This is a genomic window from Bradyrhizobium diazoefficiens, from assembly GCF_016616235.1.
Lineage (GTDB): Bacteria > Pseudomonadota > Alphaproteobacteria > Rhizobiales > Xanthobacteraceae > Bradyrhizobium > Bradyrhizobium diazoefficiens_H.
Genome location: NZ_CP067100.1, coordinates 3389717 through 3407127, shown reverse-complemented (window position 1 = coordinate 3407127; position 17411 = coordinate 3389717). Strand labels below are relative to the sequence as shown.

The window sequence follows — 17411 nt, the reverse complement described above, 5'->3', positions numbered from 1 at the left end:
TCAGTTTCAGGCGGGAATGTCCTGAATCTGTTCTTCAGACCTTCAAAACGCAAAACGACGCGCGGGGCGCTGCTGCGCGCCCGCCCGTCACAACGATTGTCTTCACGGACTGCAAAAGCCCGAAATAGCCTGCTCTCCCAACGGCTTACAGGGAATCCGGCATCCCTGCCCACCGCGCTTTCGTGCTGCCGACCCGATATGGGGCGACAATAGTGCAGATTCGAGGGATAAACCCTCAAATCCCCACACTTTTTCGTGTTCGGCCTGCGTCGGGACGTTCCGTCGCACGCCTTTTGCATCCGGTCCGCCCCTCGGGAAGGGTGGACCAAGATCCCGGGCCCGCATGATGCGCGTCCGGGATCTCGTACCAGCAAGTGGTGCTTACTTGAGCTCGACCTTGGCGCCAGCCTTCTCGAGCTGGACCTTGATCTTGTCGGCTTCGTCCTTGTTCACGCCTTCCTTGACAGGCTTCGGCGCGCCCTCGACGAGGTCCTTTGCTTCCTTCAAGCCCAGGCCGGTGATGGCGCGGACTTCCTTGATGACCTCGATCTTCTTGTCGCCGGCGGCGGCCAGAACGACCGTGAACTCGGTCTTCTCTTCGGCCGGAGCGGCGGCAGCGCCACCAGCAGCCGGGCCGGCCACGGCGACAGCCGCGGCAGCCGAAACGCCCCACTTCTCTTCGAGGAGCTTCGCCAGTTCAGCAGCTTCGAGCACGGTGAGGCTCGAGAGGTCGTCAACGATCTTCTGCAAGTCAGCCATTGTTCAGTTTCCTTGAGTGTAAGTCTGGTTCGGGTTTGAGTTTTGCGAAGGGCGTCAGGCCGCTTCGCCCTTTGAGGCATGAGCCTGGATGACGCGCGCGAGCTTGCCCGCGGGCGCGTTGGCGAGCTGGGCCAGCTTGGTCGCCGGGGCCACGAGGAGGCCGACGATCTTGCCGCGCAGTTCGTCAAGCGACGGCAGCGAGGCAAGCGCCTTCACGCCGTCGACATTCAGGACGGTCTTCCCCATCGAGCCGCCGATGATGACGAACTTTTCGTTCGCCTTGGCGAATTCGATGGCGACCTTCGGCGCCGCTACCGGATCGTTCGAAGTGGCGATCACGGTCGGCCCCTTCAGCATGGGGCCGATGGCAACGACGTCAGTGCCTTCAAGAGCAATTTTGGCGAGACGGTTCTTCGAGACCTTCACCGAGGCACCCGCCTGCTTCATCTGCGTGCGCAGCTTCTGCATCTGGGCGACGGTGAGGCCGGAATATTGAGCAACGACCGCGACGCTCGTGGTCTTGAAGACCCCGTTGAGCTGTTCGACCGCTTCTTTCTTTGCCGCTCGTTCCACAGCAAGCTCTTTCCGGTTGGCGGTCATCGCGAAAGCGGGACCGCCGGGTTGCACCCATCGTCCCGCCCAAACCTGAACCTCGGGGCCAAAACCCTTCGGACACGCCGGGCAAGACGACAATTCAAAGCCTGCCCTCCGGGAACCCCTAAAGGCCCACGGCGTGTCGAGGTCCGAACCAGACCCGTTTCGCGAAGCCAGCCGTCAAAGCTGGGAGCGAAGTGAAATCCGGTCTTCACCCGTCTATGCAGGCCATGCGATTAAGCCGTTGAGAAATCGAAATTCCCGCGGGCGCCTGCAGTCTTGGACAGGACAAGGTCAGCCGGCGAACCGCCCGACCTCTGCCCGCACTCCACCAGCCGACGGACTTTCTTTCCTTTTCGGGCAAATCCTTGCGGACGTCCTGAAAAGGAATGATCTCCTGTCGTGTCAGGTTTTCGGAATGCGTGCACGAACGCGCCAGCCGAAGCCGGCACGTCCGGAAGCGGTTCTTTAACCCCTCTCTGCCTGCTTGCCAAGAGCAAAATTCACACCAGTTCCAATCCGTTGCCGGCGGGGGTTCAGGCGGGCCGATAAGGGCCGATTCAGGCCGATTTGACTTCATAAGGCAGTGGCCTGCCCGCGAAGAATGCGGTCAGGTTCGCCAGCACGCAGTTCTGCATGGCGACGTGCGAGTCCAGGGTGTGGCCGCCGATATGCGGGGCGAGCACGACGTTGGGGAGCGCGGTCAGCGCGTCGGGCGCGTGCGGTTCCTTCTCGAAGACGTCGAGGCCGGCGCCGGCGATGGCCTTGTCGGTGAGCGCCGCGACCAAGGCCTTCTCGTCGATCACCGAGCCGCGGGAGATGTTGACGACATAGCCGTCCGCGCCGAGGCGCCCCAGGATATCCGCATTGACGACGTGCTGCGTCTCCGCCCCTGCCCGGACCGCGATCATCAGCACGCTGCACCAGTCGGCGAGCGCCTCCAGCGACGGGAAATATTGATAGGGCAGATCGTATTGGCTGCGGCTGAAATAGCCGACCTCGCTCTCGAAGGCGGCGCAGCGCGCGGCGATCTTGCGACCGATCTCGCCCATGCCGAAGACGCCGATGCGGCGGCCAGGCATGCCGGCCTGCGGCCGCATCATCGGCGATCGCTTCGACGCGGCCCAGTCGCCGCTGCGGACATATTGGTCGGCAACCAAAATCCGCCGCGTCGTGGCCAGCATCAGCGACATCGCGAGGTCGGCCACCGAGGCGGCATTGGCGCCGGGGCTGTGCCCGACCGCGATGTTGCGCGCGGCGGCGGCTTTCAGGTCGACGCCGTCATAGCCGGTGCCGTAGCAGACGATCGCGCCGAGCTTTGGGAAGAAGTCCATCGCCTCAGCGCCGAGCGGCGTGCCGCCCGCCGTCAGCAGCGCACGGATGTCGCTCAGCTCCTCGGCCGCGAAAACCTCCCGCGCGGGCTTGCTACCGGTGTCGAGCAGGTCGAACCGCTCGGCAAAGCGCGCCGTCATCGACTTCGGGAGCGTGAATAGATCAGGACCTTGTCAGCCATTGTTGTTGTTTCCGGTCAACGCCGCCACAAACGACGAGGGGCGGAATCGGTTGCCCAATTCCGCCCCTCGCCTCATGCAATTTCCAGACTTAGCCGAGAATGGTGCCCGGCTCGACCTTCACGCCGGGGCCCATCGTCGAGGACACCGCAACGCGCTGGATGTAGGTGCCCTTCGAGCCGGCCGGCTTCGCCTTCGAGACAGCATCGGCCAGAGCCTTGATGTTCTCGACCAGCTTCTCCTCGGAGAACGAGGCCTTGCCGACGCCGGCCTGCAGGATGCCGGCCTTCTCGACACGGAACTCGACCGAGCCGCCCTTCGCACCCTTCACCGCACCGGTGACGTCCATGGTCACGGTGCCGATCTTCGGGTTCGGCATTAGGCCGCGCGGGCCCAGCACCTTACCGAGACGGCCGACCAGCGGCATCATGTCGGGGGTAGCGATGCAGCGGTCGAACTCGATCGTGCCGTTCTGCACCTTCTCGACCAGGTCCTCGGCACCGACGACGTCGGCACCGGCAGCCTTGGCCTCGTCCGCCTTGGCGCCGCGGGCGAACACGCCGACGCGGAGCGTGCGGCCGGTGCCGTTCGGCAGGGTCACGACGCCGCGGACCATCTGGTCGGCGTGGCGCGGATCGACGCCGAGATTGATCGCGACCTCGATGGTCTCGTCGAACTTCGCTTTCGCGCGTTCCTTGACCATCTTGATGGCGTCCGCGAGGGGGTAAAGCTTTTCACGGTCAATGCCTTCGCGGGCTTTGTTCAAACGCTTTCCGATTGCCATGACCGATTACCCCGCCACTTCCAAACCCATCGAACGGGCCGAGCCCTCGACCATCTTCATGGCCGATTCGATGCTGTCGCAATTCAAGTCCTTCATCTTCTTCTCGGCGATCTCGCGCACCTGCGCTTTGGTCACCTTGCCGGCCTTGTCACGGCCCGGCGCTTTCGAGCCGGACTGGATTTTTGCGGCCTGCTTGAGGAAGTAGGACATCGGAGGCGTCTTCATCTCGAACGTGAACGAACGATCGGCGTAGATCGTGATCACGACGGGAATCGGGGTGTTCTTCTCTTCCTTCTGGGTCTGGGCGTTGAACGCCTTGCAGAACTCCATGATGTTGAGACCACGCTGACCGAGCGCGGGACCGATCGGGGGCGAAGGATTCGCCGCACCGGCCGGGACCTGAAGCTTCAGGTATCCGGTCACTTTCTTTGCCATGTATCACTCCTGTTGTGCCGGCAAGGCCGGCGGTTTCAGGTTCGTGGTCTGGGTCGGATGCGGCTGGCGACCGCCCTCTCCCTCCCACGGCCTCTTGTTGCGCGAGACCAAAGCCTCGCGCCTCGTCCGGTCAGACCTTCTCGACCTGACCGAATTCCAGTTCCACCGGCGTCGCGCGGCCGAAGATCGACACCGCGACCTTCACGCGCGAGCGCGCCTCGTCGATTTCCTCCACCACACCCGAGAACGAGGCGAACGGGCCGTCAGCCACGCGCACGTTCTCGCCGATCTCGAACGACACCGACGCCTTCGGCCGTTCTACGCCCTCCTGCACCTGGTGCAGGATGCGCATGGCCTCGGCTTCCGAGATCGGCATCGGCTTGTTTTCCGCGCCGAGGAAGCCCGTGACCTTCGGCGTGTTCTTGATCAGATGAAACGCCTCGTCGGTCAGCTTCATCTTCACCAGCACGTAGCCGGGGAAGAACTTGCGCTCGGCATCGATCTTGCGGCCGCGGCGCACTTCCGTGACCTTCTCGGTCGGAACCAGCACCAGTTCGAACAGATCCTCGAGCCCGCGCTGCTTGGCCTGCTCGCGGATCGATTCGGCGACCTTCTTCTCGAAGTTCGAATAGGCGTGGACGATGTACCAGCGCTTGTCGGACGATTGGGTTGCGGCGGCTGCTGTTGCCATCAGTGAATGCCCAGAAGGAAGGTGATGAGGTAGCGGATGATCTGGTCGGCGGCGAAGAAGAAGACCGAGGCCACAGCGACCATGACGAACACCATGATGGTGGTGATCGTGGTCTCACGACGGGTCGGCCAGGTGACCTTGGCGGTCTCCGAGCGCACTTCCTGCAAGAACTTGAACGGGCTGACTGCCATCGCTTGATGTCCAACGTCCGTCGACAGACGCAACTGAATTTCAGGGATTCCGAACAGCCGCCGTTGGCCCAGCCCTCTGTCTCGAAGGATGAGCCGGAAATCGGGCTCGATTGTTCGGGGATTTCAAAGCCGCGCCGGATATCCGCATCTCAGCGGGCCGGCAGCGAGTGTCGGGTAGATACTGCGGATGGGGTCAAAGGTCAAGGATGGACGGGTGCGGCCAGTCGGCCTTGGCTTCTGGACGGGCACCGTCGAACAGTTTGGGATCAAGGGGTTAGCCGGCAGCTAACTGGCAGGAGTGGCAGGGCTCGAACCTGCGACCCCCGGTTTTGGAGACCGGTGCTCTACCAATTGAGCTACACTCCTGTGGACCCTCGCGTCGCCACGCGGATCAGGGGCGCTTTCAAGCACAGGGGACGGCCGGATTGCAAGGGTGAAGCGCGCTGGCTTCGCTTGTTTGTGCCGCGCGTTCTGGGTCACAGTTCGTTTCCGACAACAAAAAGCCACCGGGAGCGCCCATGACCGCGACAGCCGCCCTATCTTCCACAACCGCGCCGAAAACCCCGCCATTGCCCGAGGCGAAGACCGAAGCACTCGGCCTGTCGCGGCTCCGCCTCGAGGCGATGTCGGACGCGTTCAAACGCGAGATCGACAAGGGAACCGTGCCCGGCGTGACCGTGCTGGTGGCGAGGGGCGGCCAAGTCGGCTGGTTCGAGGCGCTCGGCAAGCAGAGCCCGGCGAGCTCGACGCCGATGGCGCTTGATTCGATCTTCCGGATCTTCTCGATGACCAAGCCCATCGTCTCGGTCGGCATCATGATGCTGGTCGAGGACGGCCATCTGCTACTCGGCGACCCCGTCGCCAAGTTCATCCCGGAATTCGCCGACCAGAAGGTGGGCGTGGTTAGCGGCGGCAAGCTGGAGCTGGTTCCGGCCAGGCGGCCGATGACGGTGCAGGACCTGCTCCGCCACACCTCGGGCCTCACCTATGAGCACCAAGGCGACGGCCCCGTGCACAAGCTCTACCAGGAGTCTCGCGTCCGCAGCCGCAAGATCAGCAATGCCGAGCATGCCGCGCTGGTGGCGAGCTTCCCCCTCGTCTGCCATCCCGGCGACGAGTTCAACTACAGCCGCTCCACCGACATCCTCGGCCGCATCATCGAAATCATCAGCGGCAAGTCGCTCGGCGCGTACCTCGCGGAGCGCATCCTCGCGCCGCTTCAGATGGCTGAGACCGGCTTCTCGACGAGCGAAGCCAACGCCGGCCGCCTCGCCGAGCCGTTCGCGGCCGATCCCTGGACCGGCGACAAGGTCGCGCTGTTCAACATGCTCGAGCAACCGGTGATGGAGTCCGGCGGCGGCGGGCTGGTCTCGACCACGATGGACTATGCCCGCTTCGTTCTGATGCTGCGCAACGGCGGCACGCTCGACGGCAACAGGATCATCGGCCGCAAGACGCTGGAACTGATGGCGTCCGATCATCTCGGGCCTGATGTCGTGACCAACGGCACGCTGCTGTCGCCCGGCCACGGTTTCGGTCTCGGCTTCGCCGTGCGCCGCGAGGCCGGTATCGCGCCGTTCCCCGGCAGCGTCGGCCAGTATTTCTGGAGCGGCATTGCCGGCACGTTCTTCTGGATCGATCCGAAGGAGGATCTGTTCGTGGTGTTCATGAGCCAGGGCCCGGGCCAGCGTGATTATACGCGGACGCTGGTAAGGGACCTGGTTTACGCGGCGGTGGAGTGACGCGGCGCCGTTTCTTCACTCTCGCCGTCATGCCCCGCGAAAGCGGGGCATCCCGTACGCCGCGGCAGATGTGGTGAGAGCGAGCTCTCCAATGTGGGCCGCAGAGTACTGGATCATCCGCCTTCGCGGACGATGACAGCTGTGTTTTGAGCGGCCGCGTGCCCCTTCTCGCGCAATTCCTTCAACTGATCGTCGCGCCGCCATCGATCACCATGGTCTGGCCGGTCATGAAGTCGCCGGCCTTGGAGCCCAGGAACACCGCCGCGCCCGCGATCTCGTCGGGGATGCCGATGCGGAGCAGCGGCGAGCGCGAGGTCGAGGCTTTCAAATTCTCCGGATTGTCCCATAGCGCTTTCGCGAAATCGGTCTTGATCAGGCCGGGCGCGATGCAGTTCACGCGGATGTTGTGCTTGCCGTATTCGCAGGCGAGGTTGCGCGCGAGCTGCATGTCGGCGGCCTTGGAGATCGCGTAGGCGCCGAGGATGGTCGAGCCCTTGAGGCCGCCGATCGAGGAGACGATGATGACCGAGCCGTCCTTGCGCTCGATCATCTGCGGCACCACCATCGAGATCAGCCAGTTGTTGGCGACGATGTTGTTGTCGAGAATTTTTCTGAACTGATCGTCGGAGATGCCGGCGAGCGGGCCGTAATACGGGTTCGACGCCGCGTTACAGACCAGCACGTCGATCTTGCCGAACGCGCGGTTGCTCTCGTCCACGAGGTTTTGCAGATTTTCCTTTGACGAGATGTTGGCGGCGATCGCGACTGCGGTGCCCTTGCCGTATCTGTCGTTGATGCCCTTCGCCACCTCGTCGCAGACATCGGCCTTGCGCGAGGAGATCACGACCTTGGCGCCGTGCTCGGCCATGCGCTCGGCGATCGCAAGCCCGATGCCGCGCGTCGAGCCGGTGATGACGGCGACTTTCCCCTTCATGTCGAACAAGGTCATGCTTTCCTCCCAGAGTACGATTTGATTTGGCGCGGAGCTTACGCCGCGTCCGCGCGAACGCGCAATTGCTCAGGCGAGCTTCTTGACTTCCGGCCCCGCCGGCTGATGCATCGCCGCATGCGCATCGTCGGCGATCCAGGGCTGCTGGTTCACCATCGGCAGCCGCCAGACGCTGCGCTCGGGACTCGCAAAATAATCGAGCCGTGTGACCGAGACATTGTCGATATCGAACGCGAGCCCCTGCTCCGGCAGATCGCCGAGCGCGAGTCCGACCGCTGCCTTGATGGTGCCGCCATGGGCGACCGCGATCACGTCCTGGCCGGCCGCCTCGATATTGATCCGCTCGATGGTGCGGCGCGTGCGGTTGTAGAGATCCATGAAGCTTTCGCCGCCGGGCGCGGGCTCGTTGATGTCGGCGAACCAGCTCGTGCCGACAGGGCGGCTGGCGACGAACTCGGCGCGATTCATGCCCTGCCAGCGCCCGAGATTCTGCTCGGCGAGATCGGCCTCCCGCTTCATCGAGGCCGGCCGCGGGTAGCCCGCCGCCCAGATCGCCTCTGCGGTCTGGTGGGTGCGCATCAGATTGCTCGAATACCAGATCGCCTTGCGTGGCAGCACCTTGGCAACAGCATTGAACACGTAGGTGTCGCTGGTGTCGCAGGCGATATCGCTCTGCCCGTAGATGTTGCCGCCGTCATTGCGCACCGGCGCGTGACGGACCCACCACCACCGCGTCGTGACGACCTTCTTGCCGGAGTCGGACATCATCGAAACCCTTCCATCCCGTGTGATGTCGCTGTACGTGAGGAGCGAACGTGTCTCAAGACACTTTGCCGTTTGAAATTCTGTTTGAAATTCCGTCGCGCGGCAAGCGTCGCGGAGCAAACCAAGGGGAGAAACGCATGGGCCGCCTGCAAGGCAAATCCGTCATCATCACCGGCGCGGGCAGCGGCATCGGCCGCGCGGCTGCGCTGCTGTTCACCAAAGAAGGCGCAAACCTGATCGCGGTCGATCGTACCGAGGCGGTGAAGGAGACGGTTGACGAGATCAAGAAGGCCGGCGGCGTCGCCGAAGCAATGGTGGCGGATGCCGGCTCGGAGACGGACGTCATCGCCATGATCGACAAGGCGGTGAAGACGCATGGAAGGCTCGACGTGATCTGGGCCAATGCCGGCATCAGCGGCGGACTGGTCCCGCTCGGCGAGCAGACCGTCGAGCACTGGCAGGAGGTCTTGCGCGTCAATCTGATCGGGCCATTCCTCGCGGTGAAGCATGCGATGCCGCACATGGTGAAGCAGCAATCCGGCGCGATCGTGCTGACGGCATCCGTCGCGGGCCTCAAGGCCGGCGCCAGCGGGCATCCTTATGCCGCCAGCAAGGCCGGCGTGATCTCGCTGGTGCAGACCACGGCGTCTTCGCTCACCGGCACCGGCGTGCGCATCAACGCAGTCTGCCCCGGCTTGATCGAAACCGGCATGACGAAACCGATCTTCGACCGTGCGAAAGAGCGCGGCACCCAGGACAAGATCGGCCAGCTCAATCCGCTCAAGCGCCCCGGCCAGCCGCACGAGCTCGCGGCGATGGGATTGTTCCTGGCCAGCGACGAGGCCTCGTATGTCAACGGCCAGGCGTTCCCGGTGGACGGCGGCCTGACCGCATCGATGCCGTATACGGGCAAACCGGTTTAGCCACTGCACTCTCGCGTCCCGGACTCGACGCAGCGCGTAGCGGTGCGGCGCAGAGCCGGGACCCAGCAGCCACACGGATAGCTGCGACATGGGCCCCGGCCCTGCCGCGCACCGTCGAAGAGACGCTGCGCTGCGTCCGGGGCACGAGAGCGCGGTTTCGGGCGAAGCTGTTTCAACATCGTCATTGCGAGCGCAGCGAAGCAATCCAGAATCCCTCCGCGGAAAGACTCTGGATTGCTTCGCTGCGCTCGCAATGACGGAGTGTGAGTGACACGGTCGCTTCATTATTCGCATGTCAATCGCAGACACAGCTTCGCATCCTCGCGGCGCATTTCGCCCGAGCTTTGCCTTATTACCTCACCCTCAATTGAAAGAGGGCGCAGGGAAGGCCGGGAGCCCGCTGGCACCCGCGGTCCACTGTGCGAAGTTGCGTTAAGAAGTTTGCACAGCGGCATACAGGTGTAGCCAGGACATCCCGGCCTTCCCTGCGCAGTGGTTGGAACGGCTTATGTCGTGCTCTCCCCGGGGAGCGATGCACTATTGCCCCCGTCGCCTTGCCGATAACTGACGCGCGTGCCCGGTTGGGCACTTTGCATCACCACAAGACTTGGCGCACAGACCCCGGGCGCCAGGACGACACGATTTGGCCGTACGCGGATCATACCGGTCGTGCGTGCGACGTGCCTCGCTCACGGTTTCCCGCCCTGCAAAGCCCTTCGCACCAGTGTGGCCCACGTCCACCGCCGCCCGGCCCGCGTTCGTGACGATCGCGATACGCCCCTCTTCCTTGGGCCGGGTTGCGGCAACACATACGTGATTTCCGAATTTCGGTAAAGTGGAATATTTTTGACTGCGCGGGTTGACCAGCTTTTTGGGTGTTTTGCCCGTCGGGCAACGCAAGATCATGTAGATGCGTGGGACGGGTTAGCGTAGCGTAACTAACTCTTTATTTTCCGCGGTAACAGAAGCGGTGGATTACGCCCAGAGGGCTGCGCTTCGCGCGGCCTCAGGGCTAACCCACCCTATGAAACGATCTCGATTTGCGTCACCAGCTCCAACGTTGGTATGTTCGTGCAAGCAGCCTCTGCCCCCGCAATTCCCAACAGAAATGACAATGCCCAACCCGATCTTCCCGAGCGCACGACCCGATCGCATCCGCGAACTGCTTGCTGACCTCGTCGGCTTCGACACCATCAGTGATCGCTCCAACCTGCCTCTCATCGCCCACATCGAGAGTTATCTCGCGTTCCTCGGCGTCAGGAGCGAGCGCATCACCGACGAGACCGGACAGAAAGCCTCGCTGTGGGTCACGATCGGGCCCGAGGATCGCCCGGGCTTTGTGCTGTCGGGCCATACCGACGTCGTGCCCGTCGTCGGCCAGGACTGGAGCCACGATCCGTTCAAGCTGGTCGAGCGCGACGGCAAGCTCTACGGCCGCGGCACCACCGACATGAAGGGGTTTGTCGCGGTGTGCCTGGCCATGGTGCCGGAAATGCTGGAAGCGAAGCTGACTAGGCCGATTCATCTCGCGATCTCCTATGACGAGGAGATCGGCTGCGTCGGCGTGCGGCCAATGCTGCGCGAGGTCGCGAAGAAGAACGTCAAGCCGCTCGGCTGCTTCGTCGGCGAGCCGACCCAGATGCAGGTCATCATCGGCCACAAGGGCAAGCACGGCGTCCGCGCGACGTTCAGGGGGCTCGCTCGCCATTCCTCGATCGCGCCTGATGGCGTCAACGCGATCGAATACGCCGCCGAGCTGATCACCGAGATCCGTCGCCGCGCGGCGAAGCTTGCAAGCGATGGTGCGCGCGACAATCTCTACGACGTGCCCCACACCACCCTGCTCACCAGCATCGTTCATGGCGGCGCGGCGCTCAACATCGTGCCTGATACCTGCACGGTGGAGTTCGAATGCCGCGGCATCGGCATCACGGAATCGCGGCAGGTGACGGACGCGATCGTGGCCTGGGCCAAGGCCGAGCTCGAGCCGGCGATGAAGGCACAGAACGCCGAGTGCGGCATCGCATTCGAGGAGATCCTCGACTATCCCGCGCTCGACACCAAGGCTGATGCCGCCATCGTCACGCTGGCCAAGAGCCTTGCGGGGCGCAACGACCACGCCAAGGTCGCCTTCGGAACCGAAGCCGGCCTGTTCGTCAGCATGGCCGACGTGCCGTCGGTGGTGATCGGACCTGGCTCGATCGCGCAGGCGCATACGCCTGATGAGTTCGTGGAGATGGCGGAGCTGGAGAAATGCGCGGCGTTTGTGGAGCGGCTGATCGCGCATTGCGCAAAGGGGTAATCGGAGTTCCTAGTTGACTGGGTCCCGGCTCTGCGCAGCAACGCGACGCGTTGCAGCGCGTCCGGGACACGAGAGCGCGGCCGGTACTCCGGCCCGAGAGACATTATAGATGTCAGCAAAATAGACGTCAGTAAAATAGACGTCAGTAAAATAGGTCGTGTCCCGGACGCGGTGCGGCACGAAGTGACGCTCCGCAGAGCCGGGACCCAGAGATGCTTGGCGATACCCTTCAGTTATGCAATCTTAAGTCGATAACGTCCGAAGCCCCGGTTGCACGGCCATGCCCTTCTTCGTTTACATCCTGGCGAGCAAGCGAAACGGCACGCTCTACATCGGTGTGACGAACGACCTCGTCCGGCGCATAAGCGAGCACAAAGCCAAGCTCATTCCCGGGTTCACGCGGCAATACGACGTCACCCTCCTGGTCTATTTTGAAACCTTCGAGTCGGTGATCGAGGCTCGTGCGCGCGAACATTCGTTGAAGCGCTGGCGACGTGCGTGGAAGCTCAAACTCATTGAAGAGCTCAATCCGGATTGGCGCGATCTCACGGATGAGCTGAATACGTTGGCGACATGACTGGGTCCCGGCTCTGCGGAGCAGCACGGCGCGCTGCACCGCGTCCGGGACACGAGAGAGATGTCAAAGCGAAAAGGCGCGGCAACGGCCGCGCCTTCGTCGTACCTAAACCGCGCCGGCCTTTTGTGCGTATTCCCACGACGCCTTCGACAGCGGCACGGTGCGCTTGGCTGATTCCAGCGCCTTGGCGTTGGCGGCGGTGCCGTCGCGGACGCGGCCGGCGATGCCTTGGGTGATGCCGGCGAGGCGGAACAGGTTGTAGGCGAAATACCAGTTGAGATCGGGCACCGTCATCTTGGTGACGTTGCAATAGATCTGCGCGGCCTCTTCCACGCTTGGGATGTTGAGCGCCTTGAGGTCGGCGCCGTGCAGGCCCGGCATGATCCACTGCATCAAGAGATAGGTGAAATCGGCCATGGGATCGCCGAGCGTCGACAGCTCCCAATCCAGCACGGCCTGCACGCGCGGTTCCGTTGCATGGAAAATCATGTTGTCGAGGCGATAATCGCCGTGGACGATCGAGACGCGGGCCTGCTCCGGCACGGTCTTGGGCAGCCATTCGGCGACCTTCTCGAACTCCGGGATGTGCTGCGTCTCGGACGCCCGGTACTGCTTGGTCCAGCGATCGATCTGCCGGGCGAAATAATTGCCGGGCTTGCCGAAGTCGCCGAGCCCGATCGCGACGGGGTCGAACATGTGCAGCTTGGCCAGCGTCTCGATCTTGCTGGTGAAGATCTTGCGTCGTGCATCGTTATCCTGGCTCGGCAGCGTCGGATCCCAGAACACCCGGCCTTCCTCCATCGACATGATGTAGAAGGCGGCGCCGATGACGCTGTCGTCCTGGCACAGCGCATAGGCGTGCGCGACCGGAAAGCCCTGCTTTCCAAGGGCTGCAATGACGCGATACTCGCGATCGACCGCATGTGCCGACGGCAGCAATTTGCCGAACGGTTTTCGGCGCATCACGTAGGAGCGGTTCGGCGTGTTCAGGCGATAGGTCGGATTGGACTGGCCGCCCTTGAACTGGAGCACGACCAGCGGGCCTTCAAAACCCTCGACGTGCTCGCGCATCCACGCCTCGAGGCGCAGCTCGTCGAAACGATGCCGCTCCTCGACCGGCTTGGTGCCCGAGAACTCTTCGTCTTTCCTGACGCCGTCGGCCACGGTGACGCTCCCTTGAGTTTCTTGAAGGGAGCGCCACGAAGCCCTCCCCGTCGTTAATGCGTGGGAGAGTTTGCATACTTCCGAAGTTCAAGTCTGGCAATGGCGCGATTGTGCACCTCGTCCGGACCGTCCGCGAGGCGGAGCGTGCGGATGTGGGCGTAGTCCTTGGCAAGGCCCGCCTCGTCGGAGACGCCGGCGCCGCCAAAGGCCTGGATCGCCTGATCGATGATCTTCAAGGCCATGTTGGGACCTGCGACCTTGATCATGGCGATCTCGAGCTGCGCGGCCTTGTTGCCGACCTTGTCCATCATGTCCGCGGCCTTGAGGCACAACAGGCGGTTCATCTCGATGTCGGTGCGCGCCTCGCCGATGCGCTGCTCCCACACACTGTGCTCGATGATCTTCTTGCCGAACGCGGTGCGCGAGGCGAGCCGCTTCACCATCTTCTCCAGCGCCTCCTCGGCCTTGCCGATGGTGCGCATGCAGTGATGGATGCGGCCTGGGCCGAGACGGCCCTGCGCGATCTCGAAGCCGCGGCCTTCGCCGAGCAGGATGTTCTCCTTCGGCACCCGCACGTTCTCGAGCAGCACCTGGGCATGGCCGTGCGGCGCGTCATCGAACCCGAATACGGGAAGCATCTTCTCGACCTTGATGCCGGGCGTGTCCAGCGGAACCAGGATCTGCGACTGCTGCTGGTGCTTGGCGGCCGACGGATCGGTCTTGCCCATCAGGATCGCGATCTTGCAGCGGGGATCGCCGACGCCCGATGACCACCATTTGCGGCCGTTGATGACGTAGTGATCGCCGTCCTTCTCGATCCGGGTCTCGATGTTGGTCGCATCGGACGAGGCGACGGCCGGTTCCGTCATCAGGAAGGCCGAGCGGATCTCGCCGTCCATCAGCGGGCGCAGCCATTTGCGCTTCTGCTCCTTCGAGCCGTAGCGGATGAACACTTCCATGTTGCCGGTGTCGGGCGCCGAACAATTGAAAACTTCCGAGGCCCAGGTGATGCGGCCCATCTCCTCCGACAGCAGCGCGTATTCGAGATTGGTCAATCCCGCACCGTGGAATTCATCGTCCTCATGCTCGGACGGCGGCATGAACATGTTCCAGAGGCCTTCGGCCTTCGCCTTCTTCTTGAGGTCCTCGAGCACCGGGATGACCTTCCAGCGCTCGCCGCTGCGATCCTGCTCGTCATAGACAGGCACCGCCGGACGCACGTGCTTGGCCATAAAGGACCGCACGCGGTCGAGCCATTCCTTCTGCTTCGGCGACAGATCGAAATCCATGGGACGCTCCTCGTTGCTCTCTCACAATCGTTTTGCGCCGGACTGCCCTCCCGCCACGCACCGCCCGCAAGCGCGCCTTGAAAGCGGACTTGCGAGCGTTTTGCGGAACCAGATCGCGCGTTGCGAACCAGCCGCGATTGCGGATTGACTTTTGCCGGCCTTCAAACGATAGTTTCATACAACTGTTTGAATTGCAACTCCCTCCCTGAGGGGCCCATGGCCAGCGATCACACAAGGTCCGCCATCCTCGCCGCCGCCGAACGGCTCTATGCCGACCGCGGCTTCGGCGACGTCACGCTGCGCGACATCGTCGCGGAGGCAGGCGTCAACCTCGCCGCCGTGAACTATCATTTCGGCTCGAAGGACGAATTGATCGCGGAGCTGTTCGTGACGCGCAGCCTCGCGCTCAACCGCGAGCGCCTGCAGGAATTGCGGGCGGCGGAAGAGCAAGGCGGCGGACGTGCCGACATCGCCGACATCCTGCGGGCGCTGGTCGGGCCGACCCTGCGCGGCTGCCTCGGCCCGGACAATGCGCGCTCGACCGCGGCGCGTTTCATGATCCGCGTCAGCATCGAGTCGGTGCCGGCGATCCGCCGCATCCGCAATCGCGAGATCGACCATTTGCGCAAGTTCATCGCCGCAATGCGGCGGTCGCTGCCGGGCTTGCCCGATGTCGAACTGTTCTGGGGCTTGCATTTCGCGCTCGCCATGGCGCAGCAGACAGTGCGCGACAGCGAGCGGCTGACGAAACTGTCGGAAGGCCAATGCGACGTCGATGACGTCGAAGGCATCGTCGCGCGCGTCGTCGGCGTCGCCACGATGGCGCTGGCGACAAGGAAGATCGAAACCAGGACGCCGGCACGTGCGCTGGCGCGCGACGCGCGCTAGCCGCTCACATCATCGCGATGCAGTCGATCTCGACGTCGAAGGGGCCGAACCATTCCGGCGTGCAGACGAAGATGCGCGCGGGCGGATCGATCGGGAAATAGCGCGCATAGACCGCGTTGAAGGCGGCGAAGTATTTGGTCGAGGTGCAGTAGACGTTGCACTTCATGACATTGTCGAGCGATGCGCCGGCCGTTTCAAGGCAGAGCTTCATCTGCTCCATGATGATCTCGCTCTGCCGCTCGATCGGCATCCCCCCGATCTCGCCCGTGTCCGGGTCGAACGGCGGCAGGCCGGCGACGAAGATCATATTGCCGGCGCGCGTCACCGGAGAGACCGGCGCCTTGACGCGGTCGAGAAAGGCCGAAATCGGTTCGACGCGGAGCGCTTCGCGTTTCATGGCGGCCACCTTCGGTTCAAGCGAGACTGCTGCCTGACTACACTATTGTGCAGCCGGCATGTTTCGCTTTTGGCCGAAGTGTGATCGCGGGAGCTAAACCCGCCGCGGCATCTCCTCGGCCTCTTCCTTGGCGAGCAGCAGGAGCATTTCGATGCCCATCTCGCCTTCCTGCGGCGAGCGGATGAACTTTATTTCGTCCGCACTCTGCCGCAGCGCGGCGATGATGGCGACGGCCTGATTGGCGGTGGCCGCCTCGGTCGCCAGAATTGCCTTCTGGTTCTTGGCCTGGAACCCGATCGTGTAGGACATTTCACTTCCCTCCCGAACTCGCGTGGAGAGATCGAATCTGAGTCGGGCGCGAAGCGGAAGCCTGTGCGAGTACGGACCGGGTTTATCTGGGGATTGCGCGCAAGCCTCACATAAGGCCACGCCAGCGTCATGCTTCCGTCACCGGACTGTGCGCAGCGATCGCGTGGCCTACGCCAAGCCCAGCATCGCGCGCGCATCCTCCGCGGTCGCAAGGCTTGCGCCGAGGCTTTTGAGGATGCCGGCGGCATGCGCGACCAGCTCGGCATTGGTCTTCGCCAGGACGCCCCTGGACATATAGAGATTGTCCTCCATGCCGACGCGGACATGGCCGCCGAGCAGATAGGCCTGCGCGACCATCGGGAACTCGGCGCGGCCGATGCCAAAGCCGGACCAGATTGCGCCTGATGGCAGCAGGCCGCGGGCATAGAACATGGTCTCGGGCGTGGCGGAGAAGCCGTACTTCACCCCCAACACGAGCGAGAACAGGCCCGGTCCCTGCAGGGTGCCGTCGGCGAACAGGTCGCGTGCCAGATGACAGTCGCCGGAATCGAACAGCTCGATCTCGGGCAGCACGCCGGCCGCCTTCATCCGCTCGGCCATGATGCGGACGTTGCGCGGCGTGTTGATCACGACCTCGCCGCCGGAATTCATGGTGTTGAGGTCGAGCGTGCAGATATCGGGCTTCAAGAGCTCGATGTGTTCGACGCGTTTTTCGGGCTGGAGGAGCGTGGTGCCGGGACCGGCGATGCGGGGATCCTCGATGGAAGGAACGAAACGCCCGCCGGGGCCGGTGGTGAGATTGATGACGAGGCTCTTGTTGCGGGCGCGGATGCGATCCACGACATCGCGGTAGAGATCGACCTCCATCGAGGGCCGCCCTGTGGCGGGATCGCGCACATGGATGTGGGCAATGGCGGCGCCCGCTTCTGCCGCTTCCAGCGCGGATGTCGCGATCTGCTCGGGCGTGATGGGCAGATACGGCGACTGCTCGGGTTTTGTGAGATTGCCCGTGATGGCGCAGGTGATGATGGTTTTGCCGGAGGTCATGGCGTGCTGTCCCGATGTCGTCGTAGCTGAAAGGCGCGGAGGCCGCGATGCTATCTTACCCTCCCCTGGAGGGGCCTGGAGGGGGAGGGTAAGA

Annotated in this window: 18 protein-coding genes, 1 tRNA gene and 1 pseudogene; 5 read left to right on the top strand and 15 right to left on the bottom strand. The window is 63.5% G+C overall.

All coding sequences use genetic code 11. From position 1 onward, the window contains the following. Positions 1–381 precede the first annotated feature (381 nt). The 8 genes and pseudogenes from rplL to JJB99_RS16130 all read right to left on the bottom strand — a co-directional run bounded on the left by rplL (position 382) and on the right by JJB99_RS16130 (position 5331). Positions 382–759, bottom strand: a complete 378-nt coding sequence (rplL, locus tag JJB99_RS16165) for a 50S ribosomal protein L7/L12 (protein WP_200499672.1) — start codon at positions 757–759, stop codon at positions 382–384. Between the two features lie 54 nt (positions 760–813). Beyond that, complete coding sequence (gene rplJ, locus JJB99_RS16160) at positions 814–1332, bottom strand: 50S ribosomal protein L10 (RefSeq protein ID WP_200499671.1); 519 nt, start codon at positions 1330–1332, stop codon at positions 814–816. Between the two features lie 581 nt (positions 1333–1913). Continuing rightward, a pseudogene (locus JJB99_RS16155) lies at positions 1914–2866 on the bottom strand (2-hydroxyacid dehydrogenase). Between the two features lie 89 nt (positions 2867–2955). After that, positions 2956–3648, bottom strand: coding sequence for a 50S ribosomal protein L1 (gene rplA / locus JJB99_RS16150; RefSeq protein WP_200499670.1), 693 nt, complete (start codon positions 3646–3648; stop codon positions 2956–2958). 6 nt (positions 3649–3654) lie between these two features. Continuing rightward, positions 3655–4083 (bottom strand): 50S ribosomal protein L11, encoded by a 429-nt coding sequence (rplK, locus tag JJB99_RS16145; RefSeq protein ID WP_012045056.1) that lies wholly within the window; start codon positions 4081–4083, stop codon positions 3655–3657. 130 nt (positions 4084–4213) lie between these two features. Continuing rightward, positions 4214–4774, bottom strand: coding sequence for a transcription termination/antitermination protein NusG (gene nusG, locus JJB99_RS16140; protein ID WP_200499669.1), 561 nt, complete (start codon positions 4772–4774; stop codon positions 4214–4216). Next, on the bottom strand, positions 4774–4965 hold the full coding sequence (gene secE / locus JJB99_RS16135) for a preprotein translocase subunit SecE (RefSeq protein WP_027564420.1): 192 nt from the start codon (positions 4963–4965) through the stop codon (positions 4774–4776). Before secE ends, nusG begins: the two co-directional genes overlap by 1 nt. A 290-nt stretch (positions 4966–5255) precedes the next feature. Next, positions 5256–5331 (bottom strand) — tRNA-Trp (locus JJB99_RS16130). A gap of 152 nt (positions 5332–5483) precedes the next feature. On the opposite strand from JJB99_RS16130, the gene JJB99_RS16125 reads away from it, so the two are divergent. Continuing rightward, the gene (locus tag JJB99_RS16125; protein ID WP_200499668.1) at positions 5484–6707 is read left to right on the top strand and encodes a serine hydrolase domain-containing protein; all 1224 of its coding nucleotides are present in this window, start codon (positions 5484–5486) and stop codon (positions 6705–6707) included. A gap of 181 nt (positions 6708–6888) precedes the next feature. Here the strand turns inward: JJB99_RS16125 and JJB99_RS16120 are convergent, their stop codons facing one another. Together JJB99_RS16120 and JJB99_RS16115 are read right to left on the bottom strand one after the other, a co-directional pair. After that, positions 6889–7656, bottom strand: coding sequence for an SDR family NAD(P)-dependent oxidoreductase (locus JJB99_RS16120; RefSeq protein WP_200499667.1), 768 nt, complete (start codon positions 7654–7656; stop codon positions 6889–6891). Between the two features lie 69 nt (positions 7657–7725). After that, positions 7726–8424, bottom strand: a complete 699-nt coding sequence (locus tag JJB99_RS16115; protein WP_200499666.1) for a histidine phosphatase family protein — start codon at positions 8422–8424, stop codon at positions 7726–7728. A gap of 134 nt (positions 8425–8558) precedes the next feature. On the opposite strand from JJB99_RS16115, the gene JJB99_RS16110 reads away from it, so the two are divergent. From JJB99_RS16110 to JJB99_RS16100, 3 genes are all read left to right on the top strand, one after another. Then, positions 8559–9344 (top strand): SDR family NAD(P)-dependent oxidoreductase, encoded by a 786-nt coding sequence (locus tag JJB99_RS16110; RefSeq protein ID WP_200499665.1) that lies wholly within the window; start codon positions 8559–8561, stop codon positions 9342–9344. A gap of 1114 nt (positions 9345–10458) precedes the next feature. Continuing rightward, a complete protein-coding gene (gene argE, locus JJB99_RS16105) occupies positions 10459–11646 on the top strand; it encodes an acetylornithine deacetylase (RefSeq protein WP_200499664.1) in 1188 nt (395 codons plus the stop codon). 280 nt (positions 11647–11926) lie between these two features. After that, complete coding sequence (locus tag JJB99_RS16100) at positions 11927–12223, top strand: GIY-YIG nuclease family protein (protein ID WP_200499663.1); 297 nt, start codon at positions 11927–11929, stop codon at positions 12221–12223. A 105-nt stretch (positions 12224–12328) separates the two neighbouring features. Here the strand turns inward: JJB99_RS16100 and JJB99_RS16095 are convergent, their stop codons facing one another. After that, positions 12329–13387, bottom strand: a complete 1059-nt coding sequence (locus JJB99_RS16095) for a phosphotransferase family protein (protein ID WP_200499662.1) — start codon at positions 13385–13387, stop codon at positions 12329–12331. A gap of 53 nt (positions 13388–13440) precedes the next feature. After that, a complete protein-coding gene (locus JJB99_RS16090) occupies positions 13441–14676 on the bottom strand; it encodes an acyl-CoA dehydrogenase family protein (protein ID WP_200499661.1) in 1236 nt (411 codons plus the stop codon). 216 nt (positions 14677–14892) lie between these two features. On the opposite strand from JJB99_RS16090, the gene JJB99_RS16085 reads away from it, so the two are divergent. Next, complete coding sequence (locus JJB99_RS16085) at positions 14893–15564, top strand: TetR/AcrR family transcriptional regulator (protein WP_200499660.1); 672 nt, start codon at positions 14893–14895, stop codon at positions 15562–15564. Between the two features lie 4 nt (positions 15565–15568). Here the strand turns inward: JJB99_RS16085 and JJB99_RS16080 are convergent, their stop codons facing one another. The 3 genes from JJB99_RS16080 to JJB99_RS16070 all read right to left on the bottom strand — a co-directional run bounded on the left by JJB99_RS16080 (position 15569) and on the right by JJB99_RS16070 (position 17317). Further along, positions 15569–15961 carry a RidA family protein gene (locus JJB99_RS16080; RefSeq protein ID WP_200499659.1) on the bottom strand — a complete coding sequence of 131 codons (393 nt, stop codon included), beginning with the start codon at positions 15959–15961 and terminating at the stop codon, positions 15569–15571. A 93-nt stretch (positions 15962–16054) separates the two neighbouring features. Further along, positions 16055–16270: a hypothetical protein gene (locus tag JJB99_RS16075; RefSeq protein ID WP_200499658.1), complete on the bottom strand. Its 216-nt coding sequence runs from the start codon at positions 16268–16270 to the stop codon at positions 16055–16057. Positions 16271–16438: 168 nt separating this feature from the next. Beyond that, positions 16439–17317 (bottom strand): 3-keto-5-aminohexanoate cleavage protein, encoded by an 879-nt coding sequence (locus tag JJB99_RS16070; RefSeq protein ID WP_200499657.1) that lies wholly within the window; start codon positions 17315–17317, stop codon positions 16439–16441. Positions 17318–17411: the final 94 nt, after the last annotated feature.